At 63.5% G+C, this 18,874-nt stretch carries 15 protein-coding genes and 1 tRNA gene; 9 read left to right on the top strand and 7 right to left on the bottom strand.

Translation table 11 applies throughout. The features are described from left to right. Positions 1 to 411 precede the first annotated feature (411 nt). A tRNA-Ala gene (locus tag G606_RS0107845) sits at positions 412 to 484 on the bottom strand. A 261-nt stretch (positions 485 to 745) separates the two neighbouring features. Between G606_RS0107845 and G606_RS0107840 the strand changes: the two genes are divergently transcribed. The 5 genes from G606_RS0107840 (at position 746) to yicI (ending at position 7,625) form a co-directional block, all read left to right on the top strand. Beyond that, positions 746 to 1,750 (top strand): LacI family DNA-binding transcriptional regulator, encoded by a 1,005-nt coding sequence (locus G606_RS0107840; RefSeq protein WP_026645494.1) that lies wholly within the window; start codon positions 746 to 748, stop codon positions 1,748 to 1,750. Positions 1,751 to 1,903: 153 nt separating this feature from the next. Next, the gene (locus G606_RS0107835) at positions 1,904 to 3,214 is read left to right on the top strand and encodes an ABC transporter substrate-binding protein (RefSeq protein WP_026645493.1); all 1,311 of its coding nucleotides are present in this window, start codon (positions 1,904 to 1,906) and stop codon (positions 3,212 to 3,214) included. 124 nt (positions 3,215 to 3,338) lie between these two features. After that, on the top strand, positions 3,339 to 4,307 hold the full coding sequence (locus G606_RS0107830) for a carbohydrate ABC transporter permease (protein ID WP_026645492.1): 969 nt from the start codon (positions 3,339 to 3,341) through the stop codon (positions 4,305 to 4,307). Positions 4,308 to 4,310: 3 nt separating this feature from the next. Continuing rightward, positions 4,311 to 5,237 carry a carbohydrate ABC transporter permease gene (locus G606_RS0107825; protein WP_081664125.1) on the top strand — a complete coding sequence of 309 codons (927 nt, stop codon included), beginning with the start codon at positions 4,311 to 4,313 and terminating at the stop codon, positions 5,235 to 5,237. Between the two features lie 36 nt (positions 5,238 to 5,273). Further along, positions 5,274 to 7,625, top strand: a complete 2,352-nt coding sequence (gene yicI, locus G606_RS10300; protein ID WP_034524009.1) for an alpha-xylosidase — start codon at positions 5,274 to 5,276, stop codon at positions 7,623 to 7,625. Between the two features lie 91 nt (positions 7,626 to 7,716). On the opposite strand, the gene G606_RS0107815 is transcribed toward yicI, so the two are convergent. Continuing rightward, on the bottom strand, positions 7,717 to 8,457 hold the full coding sequence (locus tag G606_RS0107815; RefSeq protein WP_024541554.1) for a DedA family protein: 741 nt from the start codon (positions 8,455 to 8,457) through the stop codon (positions 7,717 to 7,719). 105 nt (positions 8,458 to 8,562) lie between these two features. On the opposite strand from G606_RS0107815, the gene G606_RS0107810 reads away from it, so the two are divergent. Together G606_RS0107810 and G606_RS0107805 are read left to right on the top strand one after the other, a co-directional pair. After that, entirely contained in the window at positions 8,563 to 8,910 is a 348-nt protein-coding gene (locus G606_RS0107810; RefSeq protein WP_026645490.1) for a beta-galactosidase trimerization domain-containing protein, read from the top strand. Between the two features lie 114 nt (positions 8,911 to 9,024). After that, on the top strand, positions 9,025 to 9,963 hold the full coding sequence (locus G606_RS0107805) for an ROK family protein (protein WP_024541563.1): 939 nt from the start codon (positions 9,025 to 9,027) through the stop codon (positions 9,961 to 9,963). 12 nt (positions 9,964 to 9,975) lie between these two features. On the opposite strand, the gene G606_RS0107800 is transcribed toward G606_RS0107805, so the two are convergent. The 3 genes from G606_RS0107800 to G606_RS0107790 form a co-directional block, all read right to left on the bottom strand. Continuing rightward, positions 9,976 to 10,782, bottom strand: a complete 807-nt coding sequence (locus tag G606_RS0107800; RefSeq protein ID WP_231371463.1) for a TetR/AcrR family transcriptional regulator — start codon at positions 10,780 to 10,782, stop codon at positions 9,976 to 9,978. A gap of 123 nt (positions 10,783 to 10,905) precedes the next feature. Further along, entirely contained in the window at positions 10,906 to 11,727 is an 822-nt protein-coding gene (locus G606_RS0107795; protein ID WP_026645488.1) for an alpha/beta hydrolase, read from the bottom strand. 110 nt (positions 11,728 to 11,837) lie between these two features. Beyond that, on the bottom strand, positions 11,838 to 13,463 hold the full coding sequence (locus tag G606_RS0107790; RefSeq protein ID WP_081664132.1) for a phospholipid carrier-dependent glycosyltransferase: 1,626 nt from the start codon (positions 13,461 to 13,463) through the stop codon (positions 11,838 to 11,840). A gap of 196 nt (positions 13,464 to 13,659) precedes the next feature. Here G606_RS0107790 and rsmI point away from each other — a divergent pair, with 196 nt between their 5' ends. Next, entirely contained in the window at positions 13,660 to 14,640 is a 981-nt protein-coding gene (gene rsmI, locus G606_RS10295; RefSeq protein ID WP_051198703.1) for a 16S rRNA (cytidine(1402)-2'-O)-methyltransferase, read from the top strand. A gap of 105 nt (positions 14,641 to 14,745) precedes the next feature. On the opposite strand, the gene G606_RS0107780 is transcribed toward rsmI, so the two are convergent. Further along, entirely contained in the window at positions 14,746 to 15,003 is a 258-nt protein-coding gene (locus G606_RS0107780) for a variant leucine-rich repeat-containing protein (RefSeq protein WP_026645486.1), read from the bottom strand. Positions 15,004 to 15,234: 231 nt separating this feature from the next. Continuing rightward, positions 15,235 to 16,089: a hypothetical protein gene (locus G606_RS10755; RefSeq protein ID WP_051198702.1), complete on the bottom strand. Its 855-nt coding sequence runs from the start codon at positions 16,087 to 16,089 to the stop codon at positions 15,235 to 15,237. 482 nt (positions 16,090 to 16,571) lie between these two features. Here G606_RS10755 and metG point away from each other — a divergent pair, with 482 nt between their 5' ends. Continuing rightward, a complete protein-coding gene (metG, locus tag G606_RS0107765; protein ID WP_026645485.1) occupies positions 16,572 to 18,434 on the top strand; it encodes a methionine--tRNA ligase in 1,863 nt (620 codons plus the stop codon). Positions 18,435 to 18,874: the final 440 nt, after the last annotated feature.

Raw genomic sequence — 18,874 nt, 5'->3', positions numbered from 1 at the left:
TCCCGGCGCGCCATGACAAGGAAGTCTCAATCAATAACTTTAGTTCCTATATGCCGAAAGCTGGCATATAGGCCAAAAAGTTATTGCTTTAGACCTCTAGTTGGATGTCATCTGGGCAGCGGGTGGAGCTGTGGACCTCGTCTCAGTCGACGCCATCCCCATGCCCGAAGCCTCGTAAGTGGTATGCCCCTCCCTGACGGTCATGTTCTCATGCCTCCATGCAGTCGTGACGAGAGAAAGGCGGGGTCGTGAAATTCCCCACGGGAATTCCAGCATGTCGGCACTCCTACAGTCGCAAAGCGAATGAGGATCTTAAGCAATAACTTTCTGACCTATATGCCCAAAAGCTGCAGGTAGATAAACAAGAAAAAGAAAAGAGCCGCTGCGGTGGAATGAATGCAGCGGCTCTAGTGGAGCTGATGGTAATCGAAACCACGACCTCTTCGATGCGAACGAAGCGCTCTACCAACTGAGCTACAGCCCCGTGGATGTTGCCGTGCTCCGCATGACAACTCGCCTAACGATACTCGGGGAGGCGAACAAATGCAAATCGCGTGTGTCGTGACGTGTGTCGCGGACGCTGTCGCCGTCGTTTCGATTGATTTCGATAATCACTGCGTAACGATGGAGCGGCGCGTCGAAACACGTTAGGATGGCATGCGAACATCACGCAGCAGCACATGACAGGCGCAAAGCCGCGCCGGTGTGCGAACATCATCGAACAACATCATCGAACGAGGTGCAGATGGCCGGTATCAAGGACGTGGCGGCGAAGGCCGGTGTATCGATCAGCACGGTTTCCTACGTCGTCAGCGGCAAACGCAAGATTGGCGAGGAAACGCGCGAACGCGTGCGTCAGGCCGCGCTCGAACTCGGCTACCGGCCGGTCATCGAAGCGACCGAACCCGCCGACGCCACGCATGTGCTCGCCGTCAGCTCGCCGCTGCGCCCGTACACTGACGTGGCGAACTATGCGGCCTTCTTCTTTGCGCTCGCGACGGCGTCGAAACGGCACGGCTACGACATCCTGCTGCTCATGCACGAGGCGGGCGACCGAGAGCTCAAACGCGTCGCCGAACAGCATATGGCCGACGGTGTCTTCCTGCTCGACGTGCTGCTGAGCGATTCGCGTGCCGACATGGCCGGCGCGATCGATATTCCGGTCGTCAGCATCGGCTATACGAACGACACGTCGAACGTGTACACGGTGGATATGGACTTCGCGCGCATGGGGCGCGAGGCGATGGAGAAGGCGCATGTGCTCGGCCATCGTCATGTGATGCTGTACTGCCCGGACCGCCGCGCGTTCCTCGACGGCTCGAACTTCCTCGTGCGATTCCTCGACGCGGCGATGCAGCGCGGCGAGGAGCTCGGCATGGACGTCGTGCGCAAGTTCGCGTCCGGCCGCAGCGCCGACGACGTCAACCTCGCCGTCGACGAGGCCTTCGGCGAGGATCCGGACATCACGGCGATCATCTGTGAGGAGAACGCCGCGCAGATGGGGCTGCTCATGACCGCGCTCGGACATCGTGGGCTGCGCGTGCCGCAGGACGTCTCCGTCATGGCCGCGTGTGCGAACGGATCGTCGGCGCGGCTCGCCGACGAGCTGCCGATGAATCCGAACGCCGTGTGCGAACGCGCCGTCGACGTGATGATGGAAGTGCTGCGCGGTGAGCGGCACGACGTCGGCTACGTCGAACTGCTGCCGAGCGAATACTGTGCGCGCGGCACGATGCGTGCGCGGCAGTGACGGCGCGCAATCGTTCGAAGTGATTTCGACGGATGTCGAAACGACTTGGACGTCAGTTACTTCGATGATTTAATTAACCCACGAGATTCAACGGATGAATCCCACCTCTGCAATATCCATCCGTCAGTAATGGCGCTGAAGAAGGAAAGAGATATGAACGTTCGCAAGGCAATCGCGGCGGGACTGGCCGCAGTGACGGCGGTCGGCATGTGCACTCTCGCGGGATGCGGCTCAAGCGGCACCGCGCAGGAGGAGAACCCGACGTCAATCAAGGTCTGGCACTACGAGGAGGACAATGGCGCGATGGGCATCGCCTGGAAGAAGGCGATGGAGATCTTCGAAAAGGAGACCGGCGTCAAGGTCGAATTCGAAAAGAAGTCCTTCGAGCAGATCCGCCAGAACGCGTCGCAGATCCTCAACTCCGATGAAGCCCCGGACGTCATGGAATACAACAAGGGCAACGCGACGGCCGGCCTACTCGCCAGCCAGGGCCTGCTGACGAACCTCGACGACTACGTCAAGCAGTACAAGTGGGACGAGAAGGTCACCGGATCGCTCGCCGACACCGGCAAGTACAACGAAAAGGGCGTCATGGGCTCCGGTAACTGGTACGGCATCACGAACTACGGCGAGGACGTGATCATGTACTACAACAAGGACATGTTCGACAAGAACGGCATCGAGATCCCGACGACGATGGACGAGCTGACCGACGCGATGCAGAAGTTCGTCGACAAGGGCATCACGCCGCTGTCCGAAGGCGCCGCCGAATACCCGGTGCAGCACCTGTGGTGGCAGCTCGCGCTGAGCAAGGCCGACGATCAGTTCGTCAAGGCGTACGAGATGTACGACGGGGACGTCGACTGGGATTCCGAGCCGATCACCTACGCGACGCAGACGATCAAGGACTGGACCGACAAGGGCTACATCTCGAAGGACTGCACCGGTCTCAAGGCCGAGGACGCCGGCCAGGGCTTCATCAACGGCACCTACCCGATGTTCTTCTCCGGCACCTGGTGGTACGGCCGCTTCCAGAACGACATGAAGGGCACGAACATCACGTTCTCGACCTTCCCGCAGTCCAAGAAGGTAGTCGGCTCCTCCGGCAACCTGTGGGTCATCCCCGAGAACTCGAAGCGCAAGGACCTCGCCGCGAAGTTCATCAACATCACGCTGAGCCCCGAAGTGCAGGACCTCATGGGCAACTCCGGTGGCCTGCCGATCGCCGCCGAACCGGACAAGATCACCGATCCGTCGACGAAGGCGCTCATCGAATCCTTCAACAAGGTGCTTAAGGACAACGCGCTCGGCTTCTACCCGGATTGGCCGACGGCCACGTTCTATGACGAACTCAACGCCTCCCTCCAGGAGCTCATCAACGGTTCGACCGACGTCAAGGGCGCGATCGCCCAGATGAAGTCCGACTATGACAAGGGCGTTCAGGACGCCGGCGTCAAGGACTGACCGGTTCCGGTTCCGGGACCCCATCCATTCGCGGCGGCCGGACGGCGAAGCCTTCGACCGGCCGTCCGGCCGCCGCATGCCCGCAGGGCACCATCTGTACAACACCTGCTGAGGGAAGTGCATCATGTCTTCAACAACCAACCGTACCAAGCGCGAGCGCGACGCGGCCAAACGCGAGCGCGGGATGTCGCGCATCCCCGGAAGCCCGTCGCGGCGATTCTGGGTCTATCTGATCCCGGGCCTGCTGATGCTGCTGTGGATCATCGTGATCCCGGCCGTGTGGAACATCTATCTGAGCTTCACGAACTACCGCGGCATCAAGCCGCCGGTGTGGGCGGGCCTGACCAACTGGTCGCGTCTCGTCAAGGACCACACGTTCTGGATCTCGTTCATGAATTCGATCTGGATGATCCTCGCGATGGTGATCATCCCGATCCTCGTTGGCCTTGTGCTTTCGTCGCTGCTGTTCGATGTCGTGCAGAAGAAGTTCGGGCCGCGCACGGCTTCGACGATGCGCGCGTTGTACTACTTCCCGCAGCTGCTGCCGATCGCCGTCGCCTCGCTCGTCATGGGTTGGATCCTGCGTCCGGAGAACGGCGCGCTCAACGCGCTGCTCAAGGCGATCGGTCTGGGTGACCTGCAGCATGACTGGCTCGGCAAGCCGGATACGGCGCTGATCTTCCTGATGTTCATCATGATCTGGATCCAGATCGGCTATCCGCTCGTCATTTTCATGTCCGGCCTGCAGCGCGTCGATCCGGAGCTCTACGAGGCCGCGAGCCTCGACGGCGCCAACTGGTGGCAGCGTTTCCGCGCGATCACGCTGCCGTCGATCAAGCCGGAGATCTTCGTCGTCGCCCTCACCTGCACAATCGCCGCGCTCAAGGTGTTCGGCCCGGTGCAGATGCTCACGCGCGGCGGCCCGGGCACAAGCACGACGGTGCCGTCGTACTACTCATACAAGCAGTTCTTCCAGTCGCAGCAGGTGGGATACGGTGCGGCGATCGCCACGGCGCTCACCATCGTCATCATCATCGTTTCGATCGCCTTCACGAACCTTCAGGAGAAGGTCGCCAAAGAGGATGAGGAGTAGGCCATGACTTCCACGCTCGTATCCGCCGAACAGGATTTCGAATACAACTCGCCCGATCAGCACAAGCTGACGCCGAAGGAACTCAAGGAGATCGCGCACGTCAAGAAGAACCGCACAGCGGGCGACTGGGTGATCCTCGTGCTGCTCGTCATCGGCGCACTCATCATGATGTTCCCGTTCATCGTGCTGCTGCTCAACGCGTTCAAGACCTCCGCCGACTACAACACCTCCGGCCCGCTCGCATGGCCGAAGGAACTGAGCTTCACCGGTCTGCAGACCTTCTGGGAGCGCGTCAACTTCCCGCAGAAGGTATGGAACAGTATCTGGACCTCGGGTCTCGTCGCGGTGCTCGCCGTTGTGCTTTCGATGTTCAACGCCTTTGCGCTCGGCATCGGCCGCGTCAAGGGCCGCAAGTGGATCGTGCTGCTCATCATGCTCGCGAACATGCTGCCGCAGGAGGCGATGCTCTACCCGCTGTACACGATGTTCAAGGGAATGGGCCTGTACAACAATCCGTGGGCGATCGTCATCATCTTCACCGTCATCCAGAGCGCCTTCGGCACCTATCTGCTCTCGTCGGTCTTCGGCACCTTCCCGAAGTCGATCCTTGAGGCGGCGACGATCGACGGCGCGAGCCGCTGGCGCATTTTCAAGGACGTCGTCTTCCCGATTTCGAAGCCGACGCTGAGCGTGCTGCTCGTCTTCTTCTTCATCTGGACGTGGAACGAGTACATGATTCCGCTCGCGTTCCTCGTCGACAATTCGTCGCAGACCGTGCCGATTGCGATCAGCTCGCTGACCGGCGACCGTCTGATGGACGTCACGACGACGGCTTCGGCGTCGCTCATCAGCATCGTGCCGACGCTGATCTTCTTCCTCATCTTCCAGCGCACGCTGTCGCGCGGCATCACCGCCGGCGCCGTCAAGTGACCTGCGCGGACCATTCATTCACCTGCAAGGAGCATCATGAAATTCACCAACGGCTACTGGCTGATGCGTGACGGCGTCGATGCGCTGTTCGCGCGCGACGCCTACGAACTGCACGCCCACCCGGCGCAAGAGACGATCGATGTGCTCGCGCCGACGCGCGTCATCAACGAACGCGCGAACACGCTCAACCAGCCGGCGTTTCACGTGGAACTCAGCACGCCTATCGAAGGCGTCATCCGCGTGCGCGCCACCCACTGGCGCGGCGGCGCGCAGGGCATCGGATTCCCGATCGCGCACGACGAGGTCGGCGGACGCGACTACGTGAGCGTCGTCACGCACGGCGACGGCGACGGTGAGACAGGCGAGCGCGGCGCGACGGCCGCGCTGCGCTCCGGCGGCCTGACGGCGACCGTCGTCAAGGGACCCGAATGGAACCTCACGTTCACCGACGCCGACGGCCGCACGCTCACGAAATCGCAAGGCAAGTCGCTCGCGCGCTTCGCGCTCAACGATCTTGCGAACGTCAGCGCGGAGCCGGTTGGCGAGTTCGGCGTGACGCCGACGGGACTCGCGAAGGACGAATCGCGCACCTTCACGTCGATCCAGCTCTCGCTTGCCGTCGGCGAAACCGTCTACGGTCTGGGCGAACGCTTCACGTCCTTCGTGAAGAACGGGCAGAGCGTCGACACATGGAACGAGGACGGCGGCACCGCCTCCGAGCAGGGATACAAGGACATCCCGTTCTATATGACGAGCGGCGGCTACGGCGTCTTCGTCAACGACCGCGGCCACGTCTCCTTCGAAGTGGGCACTGTCAACACCGAAGCTGTGCAGTGCTCGGTGCCGGGCGAGACGATCGACTTCTGCGTCATCTACGGGCCGACGCCGAAGGAAATCCTCGACCGTTACACGCGGCTGACTGGACGTCCCGCCGAGGTGCCGGCGTGGAGCTACGGCCTGTGGCTGACGACGTCATTCACAACGAAGTACGACGAGGCGACGATCACGTCCTTCGTCGACGGCATGGCCGAACGAGGCATTCCGCTGAGCGCGTTCCACTACGACTGCTATTGGATGCGCGAGTTCCACTGGACCGATTTTGAATGGGATTCGCGATTCTTCCCGGACATCGAGGCAACGCTCAAGCGGCTGCACGCGGACAAGGGCCTGCATCTGTGCGCGTGGATCAACCCGTACATCGGTCAGAGCGGCGCGATGTTCGACGAAGGCATGCGCGAAGGCTACCTTGTGCGCAACCCGGACGGCACGATCTGGCAGACCGACAACTGGCAGGCCGGCATGGGTCTCGTCGATTTCACGAACCCGGACGCGCGCGCCTGGTTCAAAAGCAAGGTCGTCGCACTGCTCAGGCAGGGCATCGACGCGATCAAAACCGACTTCGGCGAGCGCATCCCACGCGACGTCGTCTGGCATGACGGTGCCCCGAAGCTCTCGATGCACAACTGGTACACCGAGCTGTACAACCAGACGGTGTTCGAGGCGATCGAGGAGGTGTACGGCGCCGGTAAGGCGTGCCTGTTCGCGCGTTCGGCGACGGCCGGCGGCCAGCAGTTCCCGGTGCATTGGGGCGGCGACTGCGAATCGACGTTCAACGGCATGGCGCAGTCGCTGCGAGGCGGCCTGTCGCTCACGTCCTCCGGATTTGGCTTCTGGAGCCACGACATCGGCGGATTCGAGGGCGCATTCCCCGACCCAGCCGTCTACAAGCGCTGGCTCGCCTTCGGTCTGTTGAGCTCGCATTCGCGTCTGCACGGCTCGACCGTCTACCGCGTGCCGTGGCTGTTCGACGAGGAGGACGAGAAGCAGGGACGGCGAATCGAGCCCGGCCAAAGCGCCGTCGACGTCTGCCGCGAGTTCACGCTACTCAAGCTCAGCCTGATGCCGTACCTCTATCAGCTGGGCGTCGAGGCGCATGAACACGGTACGCCGGTCATGCGTTCGATGTTCGTCGAATTCCCCGACGACCCCGCATGCCGCACGCTCGACCGCCAGTACATGCTCGGCCCCTCGCTGCTCGTCGCGCCGGTGTTCAGCTACAGCGGCGACGTGAGCTACTATCTGCCAGCCGGCGGGTGGACGAACTGGTTCACCGGCGAGCATGTGCACAGCGAGCACGGCATGTGGCGCACCGAGCATCACGATTTCGATTCGGTGCCGCTGTGGGTGCGCGACGGCTCGGTCATCGTCACCCATCCGGGTGCGATGACGCCGGACTACGACTACGCCGCCGACGCCGACGTGCGCGTCTTCCTCGGTGACGAAGCCGAGGCGAGCACGACGGTCACGTGCACTGACGGGCGTCGCGTCGTCTTCACGGCGAAGCGCGACGGCGACGGTGACGTCGTCGTCGATCGAACCGACTGCTGACAGGCGTCGAGGCTGTATCTAGATGAACGCGCCGGGGGCGAACGGTATTTCGTTCGCCCCCGGCGCGTTCATGCATGCAGTTGCGGGGTGATCAGGCGTTATCGGAATCGTCATCAAGGGACTCGACGAGCGGGGTTGTCTCGTCCTTGGCGAGTTCGGTCGCCGACGCGACCTTCTTTTTGCCGAACTTCGCCTTGAACAGGCCGACGAAGGTTGGAATCAGCGAAATGACGAGAATTGCGACGATGACGAGCTCGAAGTTCTCCTGGACGACCGGAATGCCGCCGAAGAAGTAGCCGAGCAACGTGAACAGCGACGACCACACGAGGCCGCCGAGCACCGAGAACGGCGTGAAACGACGCCACTGCATGCCGGTGATGCCGGAGATGAACGGCATGAAGGTGCGGATGAACGGGAAGAAACGGCCGAGGAAGACGGCGAGCGGACCCCAACGGTCGATCATCGTCTCGGTCTTGGCAAGACGTTCCGGCGTCATCGCCTTGACTTTGCCGGATTCGATGATGCGGCGGCCGAAGAAGTGGCCAATGAAGTAGTTGCATTGGTCGCCGAGGATCGGCGCGATCCAGACGACTGGCAGCAGCGCGGCGATCGGCAGCGCTGATTCACCGGTCGTGGCGTCGGGGGCGGCGAAGAAACCGGCGGCGAACAGCAGCGAGTCGCCGGGCAGGAACGGGAAGAAGACGACGCCGGTCTCGATGAAGACGATCAGGAAGATGAAGCCAAGCGTGGGGGCGACGCCCATCGCGATCCAGCCGGCGATCGCGCCACGCGGATCCTTGAGCAGGTTGGCGATGAAATGAATGAATCCCATGGAAATCCTTGACGAGTGAGGACGCGGATGCGCCGTGACCATTCGTTACTTATTACCGACATCTATCAATAGCACGGCAGCCATACGGGCGGCTGTGTGGGTGGGATGCAGGCGGTGGGGGGCGACGACTTCTACGCGGGCACGCCGGCCGTCACCGCGCACGACGTCGGCGACGGCCGCGCGATCTTCGTCGGCACCGCGCTCGACGAGGACGGCATCGACGCGCTGTTCGACGACATGCTGCGCACGGCCGGCGTGGCGACGATCGACGCGCCCGAGGACGTCGAGGTCGCCAGTCGCGTCGGCGACGACGGCACCATGTACACAATCGTGACGAACACCGGCGACGCCACGCGCGTGTGGGAGCGCGCGGACGGTGAACGAATCGTGCTCGACCCCTTCGCGGTGCTGCTGTTTGAGAACGACGTGCAAGTCGCGACGCCGCAACGATGAACGACGTGCAACGATGAGCTACGTACCGGGGCGGCGCCGCAATGGCGGACCGCCCCGGCCGATATGGGCACGTCGTCGGTACAATTGGCGAGGACGGACAAAGAGGAGCGAACGATGACGAAACGCAGCGGCGTGCATCAGGTGCTCGCGTTCGAGATCAACACGAACTTCACGCGGTACGCACTGTTCACCGACGGACGGATGGGCATTCCCGGCACTTTCGCGACGCCGAACACCGATCTCGACGAATTCTACGACGCGCTCGTGCAGGTCGTGCGCAAACTCGGCGTGCAGCTCGACGGCATCGCGATCAGCATGCCTGGATTCATCAATCCGCGCACGCAGACAGCGGAGACAGCCGGCGCGCTGCGCATCCTGTACAAACAGCGCATCGGCGCCGAACTGACGGCGCGCCTCGGCGTCGACATCCCCACATGGATGGAGAACGACGCGAACTGCGCGGCGATGGCCGAAAAAATGACCGGCAACGCGCGCAAATGCGACGATTTCGTGCTCATCACGCTCGACATGGGCATGGGCGGCGCGCTGTTCCTCGACGGCAAGCTGCGGCGCGGCAAGGATTGGCGGGCCGGCGAACTCGGCACGATGATCATCAATTACGATTCCGCAGGCTCGCTGCCGCTGCATGACTTCGTCTCGACGATGAAACTCTCGCAGTGGTACGCCGAGGAATTTGGCGTCAACGAGGGCGACGTGCTGCCGAGCACATTGTTCCACAAGCTCGACGATCCGCGCGTGCGCGCAATCGTCGAACGGTGGCTGCGCTACGTGGCGGTCGCCATCTTCAACACCGTCGTCGCCGTCGACCCGCAGATCGTGCTCGTTGGCGGCAGCATCAGCCGCGAGCCGGCGCTCGTGCCGATGCTCGAGGACGCGCTGAACACGATCCGTGACTGGAAGGCGTTCAAAACGCAGATCAAACGCTGCCGCCACAGTGGCAACGCCGGGCTGGTCGGCGCTTATTTCATGTTCGTCGAGGAAGTCGTCGAACATGGCGGCGCCAGCGACGTGCTCGCCGTCGGCGCGCGCTGAGCGGAAGGTCGCTCAGCCGAGCTCCTGTAGCGTGTACGGCAGCAGGCAGCGCGTGTCGTGCGCGTCGAGCTCCGACGGGTCCATGCAGCCCTCCCACAGCGCACGCGGGAAGATGACGTCGCTGAAGCGCACCCACTCTTCGAGCAGATCGATTGATTCGTCGGCGAGCCAACGCTGCTGCAGGCCGTCCATCGCCGACTGCGCGAGCGTGAACAGATCGAAGAAACGTTCCTCGGTCATGCCGCGCGGCAGCAGCCAATTCATCGAACCGACCATCTCCCACAGCCGCATATGGCGGCCGGTGAAGAAACGGTGAGCCGGATGGTCGGGGTTGAGCGCCTCGCCGCTGAGCACGCAGAACAGCTGAATCATCTCCGGACGCTGCATGTTGTACAGCACGGTGTTCAGGCAGTAGCGCGGATAGCAGTAGATGCGGTGGCCGTCGCCGTCGACCGCCGACGCGCTCAACGCGGCGAACTCGTTCGATTCGGTCGTGTCGTAGCCTTCCGACAGGACCATGCGCAGCAGATCCTCTTTGGAATCGATGTAATGGTAGAGCGCGGCCTCGCTGATGCCGATCTCGTCTGAAATGTCCTGCAGCGACATGCCCCAGTAGCCTTTGACGGCGATTGTCTTCGACGCGGCGCGCAGGATCTGCAGATGCCGCTCCTCCTGACTCATGCGCTTGCGTTTGACGAAGCGTTTGCCCGAGGTTGTGTCGCGCACCGTGACCTCATGGGAGGCGAGCAGCGGCTTGCGCGGCTCATGGGACACGCCATGCTGCTCGAGGATCTGCTGCCATGCGGCGACTGTCATCATAGGTCCTTTGCTCGGCGCACGACGCCGACGATACGGGGATGGAGGATCGGCGTCGCGGTTTGCGGCCGACGGAGTTGTGGATTATCTGTGCATAGAAGTGTAGCGCGGGCGGGGACAGCGGGCTCAGCGGGCGAAAACACGGTCGAGCCACGCGAGTGCGAGGGACATCCAGACGTCGACGCCCGGTTCGATGCCGTCGGTGCCGCCCCAGGCGGTCTCGGCCGTCGCGAGCGACAGACCATGGCCGCCGGTCGGGAACAGATGCGCCTCGACCGGGACGCCGGCGGCCTTGCAGGCGGCGATGAGCCGCAGCGTGTTCTCGACCGGCACGCAGTCGTCTGGCACTGTGTGCCAGACGAAGACCGGCGGCGTCTTCGCATCGATATGCTCCTCGATCGACACTTCACGCATCAGTTCGGGATCGGGGTAGCGTTCGCCGAGCAATGCGCGGAAGCTGCCGTCATGGCGGAACTCGCCGGAGGTGATCACCGGATAGGACAGCATCATCGCGGCCGGACGCAGCATATCCGGGTCGTAACCGTGGGCGAGCAGCACGTCGTCGGACGCGCTCGTGGTGAAATCGGCGGTGAGATGGCCTCCGGCAGAGAATCCGATGACGGCGATGTGCGACGTATCGATATGCCATTCGTCGGCGTGCTCGTGCATCTGCCGCACCGCCTCGGCCACCTCGAGCACGGCGGTCGGGTAGACGGAAGGTTTGCACGAGTAGTGCAGGACGAACGCGTCGCAGCCGTGCGCGAGGAAACGCAGCGCGATCGGCTCGCCCTCGCGGCCGGTCGTCATCTCGTAGCCGCCGCCGGGCAGCACAAGGACGGCCGGACGGCGACGCTCGAGATCGATGTCGGGATAATTGTCGGGGATGTAGCCGGCGAAACGCGCGTCGGTGCCGTCGATGCCGCTGATCGTCGTCTCGAAATACTGCATGACACTCCTTGGTTCGGGTCGGCGACGTCGCCGGCACGGAAAATGAATCGTTCGCGACCCATATTAGTTCGGTCGTCGAAATATCTTCGCCGGCGGAGCGACGCCAGCCGTCAGATCCACGAATCGAACCACATATGGCTCAGCCAGAACTCATACGGCACCGGCATCGCCGTCCAGATCGGGTAGAAGAAGATCGAGACGAGCGTCGTCACGGCGAGCACGGCGGTGAGCGTCGCGCGCCACAATGTCGGCGAGCAGGTCGTGCGGATCCAGTCGAGCACATAGCAGATCGCGAGGATGATCCACGGCAGCAGCACGATTGAATAGAACGTGAAGGTCGTGCGATGCAGATACTGCGCCCACGGCAGCCAGCCGGCGAAGAAACCGGCGAGGACCGCCCAGATGCGCCAGTCGCCGCGTTTGGCGATCGCGATGCCGATCGCCACGAGCGTACACAGCGAGCCGAGCCACCAGATGACCGGATTGCCCAACGACGTCACGGCGGCGACGCATTCGCTCTTTGGTGCGAGCGAACACAGGCCCGGATGGTCGCCGAGCTTCTGCCAGTAGAAACTCGTCGGACGGATCTGCAACGGCCACGTCAGCGGATTCGCCTTGTAGTCGTGCGGCGCGTCGAGCGTCGTATGGAATTGCCACATCTGTCGGTGGTACTCGACGAACGAGCGCGCCGTCGGCGGCAGCCACTGGACGCCCTGGCCGGGATGGGACAACGCCCAGTCATGCATGTAGGAATCGGGATGGATGAACCAGCCGATCCACGTCGCCAGATAGCTCAGCGCGTACAGCGGAATCATGACCAGCGCGGCGAGCAGCCCGGAGCCGAGGCCGGCATTGAGGAACCAGCGCCGGTAGCCGGCCTGATGGTACAGCCACGCATCCCACAGCACGCTGATGACGCAGAAGACGGCGAAGAAATAGGTGCCCGACCATTTGACGCCAGTCGTCAAGCCGAGCAGGATGGCCGCGCCGACGCGGTACCACGAGAACGCGATCTGCGGCGGACGGCCATCCGGGTCGGCTTCGTGCGCGGCGAACAAACGCCGGCGCGACCAATCGCGGTGCATGACGAGCAGCATGAACGCGCCGAGCGCGAGCACCATGATGAAGTTGTCGAGCAGGCCGGTGCGGCTCAGCACAATGCCGACGCCGTCGATCGCCATCAGATAGCCGGCGACGAGCGCGATCGGCATGTTGCGCCACAGACGCAAGGTCAGGCGAATCAGGATGACGATCGCCGCGACACCGGCGAGCGCAGTCGCGATGCGCCACGCGTAGACGTGCTGCGCGCCGCCGCACAGTTTGAGCCCCAACGCTATGAGCCACTTGCCGAAGGGCGGGTGCACGACGTATTCGGCCGAGCTCAACCAGCCGCCGACGTCGCCGTGCGCGAAGGGGATGTTCGGGCTCACGCTCGCGCCGTCGTAGACGACGCTGTCCGGCCAGTCGCGCGGCTCGCCGGTGTTGAGCATCGTCCACGCGTCCTTGACGTAATAGGTCTCGTCGAAGACGACGGCGCGCGGCTCTCCCAAACGCACGATGCGCAGCAGCGCGCCGAAGAATGCAACGATGAGCGTCAGACCCCACGAGACGGGGGCGGACAGCGGCGGAGTGGGCGCGGTAGTGGCTGCGGTGGTTGCGGTGGTTGTTGTGTGTGCGCCGTCGTTGGCGGTGTCGTGCGCGCGGCGGCCGTGCCGCGGGCGCGTGGCCGCATGCATGACGTTGGCGAAGGATCTGGCAATGGACAATATCAAACCTCCGGACATTGTGGCGTCGACCGTGCCTTCGTTCGGCGCGCGTGTCCCACGCTACCGGAGGTCGTGTATGGCGGGGTGGGGTTCTTGGGGGCGGTGACGTTTTGGGGGACGCGCGCGGCATACTGAAGGCATGACGGCACACAGGATCGATGATGAAATGATCGGCGACGAAACAATCAATGACGATACGCGCGGCGGGTTCGCGGAGGACGGCGGTTCGGACGTCGATGTCGAGCTCGGCGGTACGTCGCTCGACGTCAATGTTCCACGTGGAACGGTCGTGCTCGCAGCGACGCCGATCGGCAATACGGCGGACGCGTCGGCGCGTCTCGTTGCGCTGCTCGAACGCGCCGACATCGTCGCCGCCGAGGACACGCGACGGCTGTACGCGCTCGTGAATCGCCTCGGCGTGCACGTGTCGGGACGCGTTGTCGCCAATCACGACCACAACGAGCGCGGCAAAGCCGACGGACTGCTCGACGAGGCGGCCGCCGGCGCGACGGTGCTCGTTGTCTCCGACGCGGGCATGCCGACGATCAACGATCCGGGACTGGCGATCGTGCGCCGCGCGATCGAACGCGGGCTGCCGGTGACGTGCGCGCCCGGGCCGTCCGCCGTGCTCGACGCGCTCGCGTTGTCCGGACTGCCGACCGACCGTTTCTGTTACGAAGGCTTCCTGCCGCGCAAACACGCCGAACGCGTGCAGCATCTGCGCGCACTCAAAGGCGAACGCCGCACGATCGTGTTCTATGAGACGCTGCATCGCATCGTCGACGCGATGGCCGACCTTGAGGAGGTGTTCGGCCCCGAACGCCCGATGGCGCTATGCCGCGAGCTGACGAAGGACTACGAACAGATCCGCCGCGGCACGATCGGCGAAATCAGGCACAGCGTCGAAACTGATCCGCCGCGCGGCGAGATGGTGCTTGTCATCGGCGGTGCGGCCGAGGGCGAAGGGCAGGCCGCCGAGACTCTGGACGTCGAGGCGCTCGCCGCGCTCGCGACACGCTATGCGCAGGAACACGACGTGCGCATCAAGGACGCGATCGCGAAGGTCGTCGCCGAACATCCGGGCGCGGACGGTGCGCTTGCGAACAAGAAACAGGTGTATGCGGCCGTGCTCGCTACGCGTGGCTGAACTGTCGGGCGCGGCTGAACCGTCGGGCGCGGCGGGACGGAATCGTCGGATGGTGGGAATCGTCGGGCGGAGGGAAGGTTGAACTGCCGCGTGCGCGGCGGAAACTCAAGCGCGCGAACGCTCGACGGAATCGAACAGCATCTGCAGCGTCTCGCGCACGCCGGGGCCGCCCTGCTGTGAGATGTATTCGAGCAGGTTCGCGTCGGCGGAACGGTTGACGATGACCCATTTGCGCAGCCGCGGCGCGTGGCGCGCGATGTGCCACAGGATTTCGAGCGGCGTGTCCGGGTCGCTTGCGACGGTCGGCGTCAGGCGCACCGGCGGTGCAGGTGGCGTCAGCGGCTCGGCACACTGTTCGCTCACGGCGCACTCCTCGGTTCGCATCGATTCGAGGCGGCGCTGGACGGAAAGCGCGCGTTTCGCGCACCCGCGGCGATGAAGCAAAGACATGGAACGTTCCCCCGATGGTCAAGGATAATTCGGTAACTGTAGGCGGCGGTGTCGAACAAGGTTGGTGGCGGTCGTGTCGGCAGCGGTTGCAGTGGTTGTCGTGTCGGTAGTGGTGGGTTGGCAGGCGTCGGTGGTGGGCGTCGGTCAGGCGATGCAGGCGAAATCGGCAATCACTTCGCGCGCCCGCTGCGCCGAGTGCAGGTAGGCGCAGCCTTCGAGGATGAGCAGGCAATCCTCGATGTCGATGCTGAAATGACGCAGCAGCTGCAGGATCAGCTCGTCGAGTGACTGCTCGTAGATGTCCTCCGGCGGGCACATCGCCAGGTCACAGACGGTGCGTTCGGGCGTCGTGATCGTCAGCGGGCCGACGACCTGCGTCTGTTTCGGCGGGACGCGGCGCTCGCGCACGTTGATCGGGCGCCCCATGAGCGGCGCGCGGTAATGCGTCGTCGACAGGACGTCGACGGCGCTCGGGAATTCGCCGCCGAGCCACACCCACGCCGCCGCGCGGCCGCAGGCGACGAGCTGCGGATTCGGTAGCATCGCCGCGACGATCGCGGCGCGGCCGTACAAGGTTTCGCCGTCGGCGCTGCGGTAGGCGTGGCTTTCGTCGAGCGCGACGAGCGCGCCGGCACGCACGAGCGTGCGCATCGCGAAAGGGCCGGGAAGGTTGTCATAGGTGTAGAGGACCGTTTGGCCGCTCGGATTGTCGGGAGAGTATTGGTTGTCGGGCGTGGCGGCGTCAGACGCGGCGGTGTCGTGTGGTGGATGGGTCGCGCTGTGGGCGGTATGGTCAGCGTGGCCGTTGGCGTCGTGGATCGGGAAGAGGCCATCGACGCTCGCCGACTCATAGGTGAAGCAGTCCGCCTTGCGCAGATCGATGCGCGGCGGCTGTCGTCTGTCGTCGCGCGTCGGGTCGGGCTGTAGGTCGTACTCTGCCGGCTGCCATAGCGGCAGCATCGGTTGGTAGGCCTCGGTATGTCGGTCATGAATGCCCATCGATTATGCCTCCTCTCGCCATTGATGGTTGTTGCTGTCGTTGTTTGGTTGTACTCGCTGGGCCGTCGTCGGCGCGGCGATGGGTAGGTGCGTGGCATGTCCGGTCGGGTGACGTAGCCCGTGGCATCGGTTGCCGTCGTATGATGACCGGACATGCCATGCGTGCGCCGTCGGCACCGCGGATGCGTCGTGACGCGTGGCACGAGCGTATGGGCGGTGCCCGTGGCCGCGCAAGTCAAAAGTCATCCGATGTGCATATGTGGATAATCGGCGTATTCCGCCCACCATCTGTGGATGAAAATGTGGAAGGAACATGACGTGTGGATAGTGCGTGCGCGCCATCCACACGTCATCCACAACAGGTTGATAATCAATCAGCTGAACACGGCGTCGACGATGCTCGAACGGTGAGTCGATATGCGGTGTTCGCGACGTGCGTCGCATACGTCGAAGGTGTCCGCGTGCTGCCGGATAATCGGCGCATGACTCATATTATGGTGAATGTCGCTTGGCCGTATGCGAACGGCCCCCGTCATATCGGTCACGTCGCGGGCTTCGGCGTACCTTCGGACGTCTACGCGCGCTACCAGCGCATGAAGGGCAACGACGTGCTCATGGTCTCCGGCACCGACGAGCACGGAACGCCGATCCTCGTCGAGGCGGACAAGGAAGGCGTCACGCCGCAGGAACTCGCCGACCATTACAATCGCGTCATCGCCTCCGACCTGTGCAATCTCGGCCTGAGCTACGATCTGTTCACGCGTACGACGACGAAGAATCATGAACTCGTCGTGCAGGAGATGTTCCGCCAGTGCCTGAAGAACGGATACATCTACAAGGGCACGCAGAAGGTCGCGATCTCGCCGTCGACCGGACGCACGCTGCCGGACCGCTACATCGAGGGCGAATGCCCGATCTGCCATGCGCCGGGCGCGCGCGGCGACCAGTGCGACAACTGCGGCAACGAACTCGACCCGGACGAGCTGATCAACCCGGTTTCGAAGATCAACGGCGAAACGCCGATCTTCCAGGAAAGCGAACACTACTTCCTCGATCTGCCGGCGCTCGCCGACGCGAACCTCGCGTGGCTCAAGACGCGTCAGGGCTGGCGTACGAACGTCCTCAACTTCTCGATTGGCCTGTTCCGTGAAGTCAAGCCGCGCGCGATCACGCGTGACATCGACTGGGGCATCCCGATTCCGGTCCCCGGCTGGGTCGACAACCCGAACAAGCGTCTGTACGTGTGGTTCGACGCCGTCATCGGCTATCTGTCGGCGTCGATCGAATGGGCGCGTCGCTCCGGCGACCCGGAGGCGTGGCGCAAGTGGTGGAACGACCCGTCGACGCCCGGCTACTACTTCATGGGCAAGGACAACATCACGTTCCATTCGCAGATCTGGCCTTCCGAGATGATCGCCTATAACGGCGGCGGCTCGAAAGGTGGCGAAGCCGGACAGCTCGGCCCGCTCAACCTGCCCGAGCAGGTCGTGGCCTCCGAGTTCATGACGATGGAAGGCAAGAAGTTCAGCTCGTCGCGCGGCATCGTCATCTATGTGAAGGACATCCTTGAACGTTATCCAGTGGACGCCGTCCGTTATTACATTTCGGTCGCCGGCCCGGAGAACTCCGATTCCGACTTCACGTGGTCCGAATTCGTCCGCCACAACAACGAGGAGCTCGCCGCGTCGTGGGGCAACCTCGTCAACCGTGTCGCGAACCTCATCGCGAAGAACTTCGGTGAGGTGCCGCCAATCGTTGAAGACAAGCTGACCGACGAGGATCGCGCGCTGCTCGCCGAGTCGGCGGCCGCCTTCGACGCGGTCGGCTCGCTCATTGAGACGCATCATCAGAAGAACGCGCTCAACGAGGCGATGCGTCTCGTCGGCGACATCAACAAGTACATCTCGGCGACTGAACCGTGGAAGATCAAGGACGATGCCGACCGTCTCGGCACCGTGCTCCATGTGGCCGCGCAGGCGGTGCTCGACGCGAACCATCTGCTCGCGCCGTTCCTGCCGCATTCGGCGCAGAAGGTGTGGGAGGCGCTTGGCGGCACCGGCACGTTCTCGCCGCTGCCGCACATCGAGGAGGTCACCGATCTGGATAACCCGGCCTTCCATTACCCGATCATCACCGGCGACTACGTGCTCGGCGAGACGTTGCGTCCGTGGAAGAGCGAACCGATCGAGGTCGGCGCGAAGGTTGCCAAGCCGACGCCGATCTTCGCGAAGATCCCGACCGAGGCCGTCGACGAGGAACTCGCCCGCTTCGAGACCGCGCTCAACGCGCGTCGCGAAGCCGAAGCGGCTCGCCTCGCCGCCGAGCAGGCGAAGCTCGCCGAATAGTCGACACCAGCGGATCCAAGCGGATCCACGAGGCCGGCGGGAACAAACTTGTCTCCGCCGGCCTTCGCCATGTGTCGGGCGGGTCCGTCTGGCCGGTTGTGAACGTCTGCGGTGCGGTTCGTGCCGGTGATGTTCACGGGGATGGCCGGTTGTGAACGTTCCGGGTGTGATTGGCGTCGGTTACGTTCGCGGAGATGGATTTCCGCGGACGCGGCAGGTTGCAGGACGGATGCGGCGCGGAGGCACGCAACGGGTTTTGCTGGAGGCGAAGGGCGGTGTGATGGTGGCACGGCGATGGACGGAACTGCGGGTTGGCGTTGGCGGAAGTGGGGCAATCGTTGGAATGGTGCCGTTTTGGCGACGCTGAGATCGGTTGCGTACATGCGCGCCGCCGGCCGATTTTCCCGTTCCGCACCTGTTTTCAGGGAATTTTCAGAAAA

The sequence above is a fragment of the Bifidobacterium sp. AGR2158 genome, from assembly GCF_000424225.1.
Taxonomy (GTDB): Bacteria; Actinomycetota; Actinomycetes; order Actinomycetales; family Bifidobacteriaceae; genus Bifidobacterium; species Bifidobacterium anseris.
Note: the sequence above shows the minus strand (reverse complement) of the source record. Positions and strands in the feature narration are given on the sequence as shown.

Excerpts from the sequence above, each read along its gene's own strand:
- G606_RS0107840 (WP_026645494.1), top strand. The coding sequence starts at position 746 with ATGGCCGGTATCAAGGACGTGGCGGCGAAGGCCGGTGTATCGATCAGC.
- G606_RS0107835 (WP_026645493.1), top strand. The coding sequence starts at position 1,904 with ATGAACGTTCGCAAGGCAATCGCGGCGGGACTGGCCGCAGTGACGGCG.
- G606_RS0107830 (WP_026645492.1), top strand. The coding sequence starts at position 3,339 with ATGTCTTCAACAACCAACCGTACCAAGCGCGAGCGCGACGCGGCCAAA.
- G606_RS0107825 (WP_081664125.1), top strand. The coding sequence starts at position 4,311 with ATGACTTCCACGCTCGTATCCGCCGAACAGGATTTCGAATACAACTCG.
- yicI (WP_034524009.1), top strand. The coding sequence starts at position 5,274 with ATGAAATTCACCAACGGCTACTGGCTGATGCGTGACGGCGTCGATGCG.
- G606_RS0107815 (WP_024541554.1), bottom strand. The coding sequence starts at position 8,457 with ATGGGATTCATTCATTTCATCGCCAACCTGCTCAAGGATCCGCGTGGC.
- G606_RS0107810 (WP_026645490.1), top strand. The coding sequence starts at position 8,563 with ATGCAGGCGGTGGGGGGCGACGACTTCTACGCGGGCACGCCGGCCGTC.
- G606_RS0107805 (WP_024541563.1), top strand. The coding sequence starts at position 9,025 with ATGACGAAACGCAGCGGCGTGCATCAGGTGCTCGCGTTCGAGATCAAC.
- G606_RS0107800 (WP_231371463.1), bottom strand. The coding sequence starts at position 10,782 with ATGATGACAGTCGCCGCATGGCAGCAGATCCTCGAGCAGCATGGCGTG.
- G606_RS0107795 (WP_026645488.1), bottom strand. The coding sequence starts at position 11,727 with ATGCAGTATTTCGAGACGACGATCAGCGGCATCGACGGCACCGACGCG.
- G606_RS0107790 (WP_081664132.1), bottom strand. The coding sequence starts at position 13,463 with ATGCATGCGGCCACGCGCCCGCGGCACGGCCGCCGCGCGCACGACACC.
- rsmI (WP_051198703.1), top strand. The coding sequence starts at position 13,660 with ATGATCGGCGACGAAACAATCAATGACGATACGCGCGGCGGGTTCGCG.
- G606_RS10755 (WP_051198702.1), bottom strand. The coding sequence starts at position 16,089 with ATGGGCATTCATGACCGACATACCGAGGCCTACCAACCGATGCTGCCG.
- metG (WP_026645485.1), top strand. The coding sequence starts at position 16,572 with ATGACTCATATTATGGTGAATGTCGCTTGGCCGTATGCGAACGGCCCC.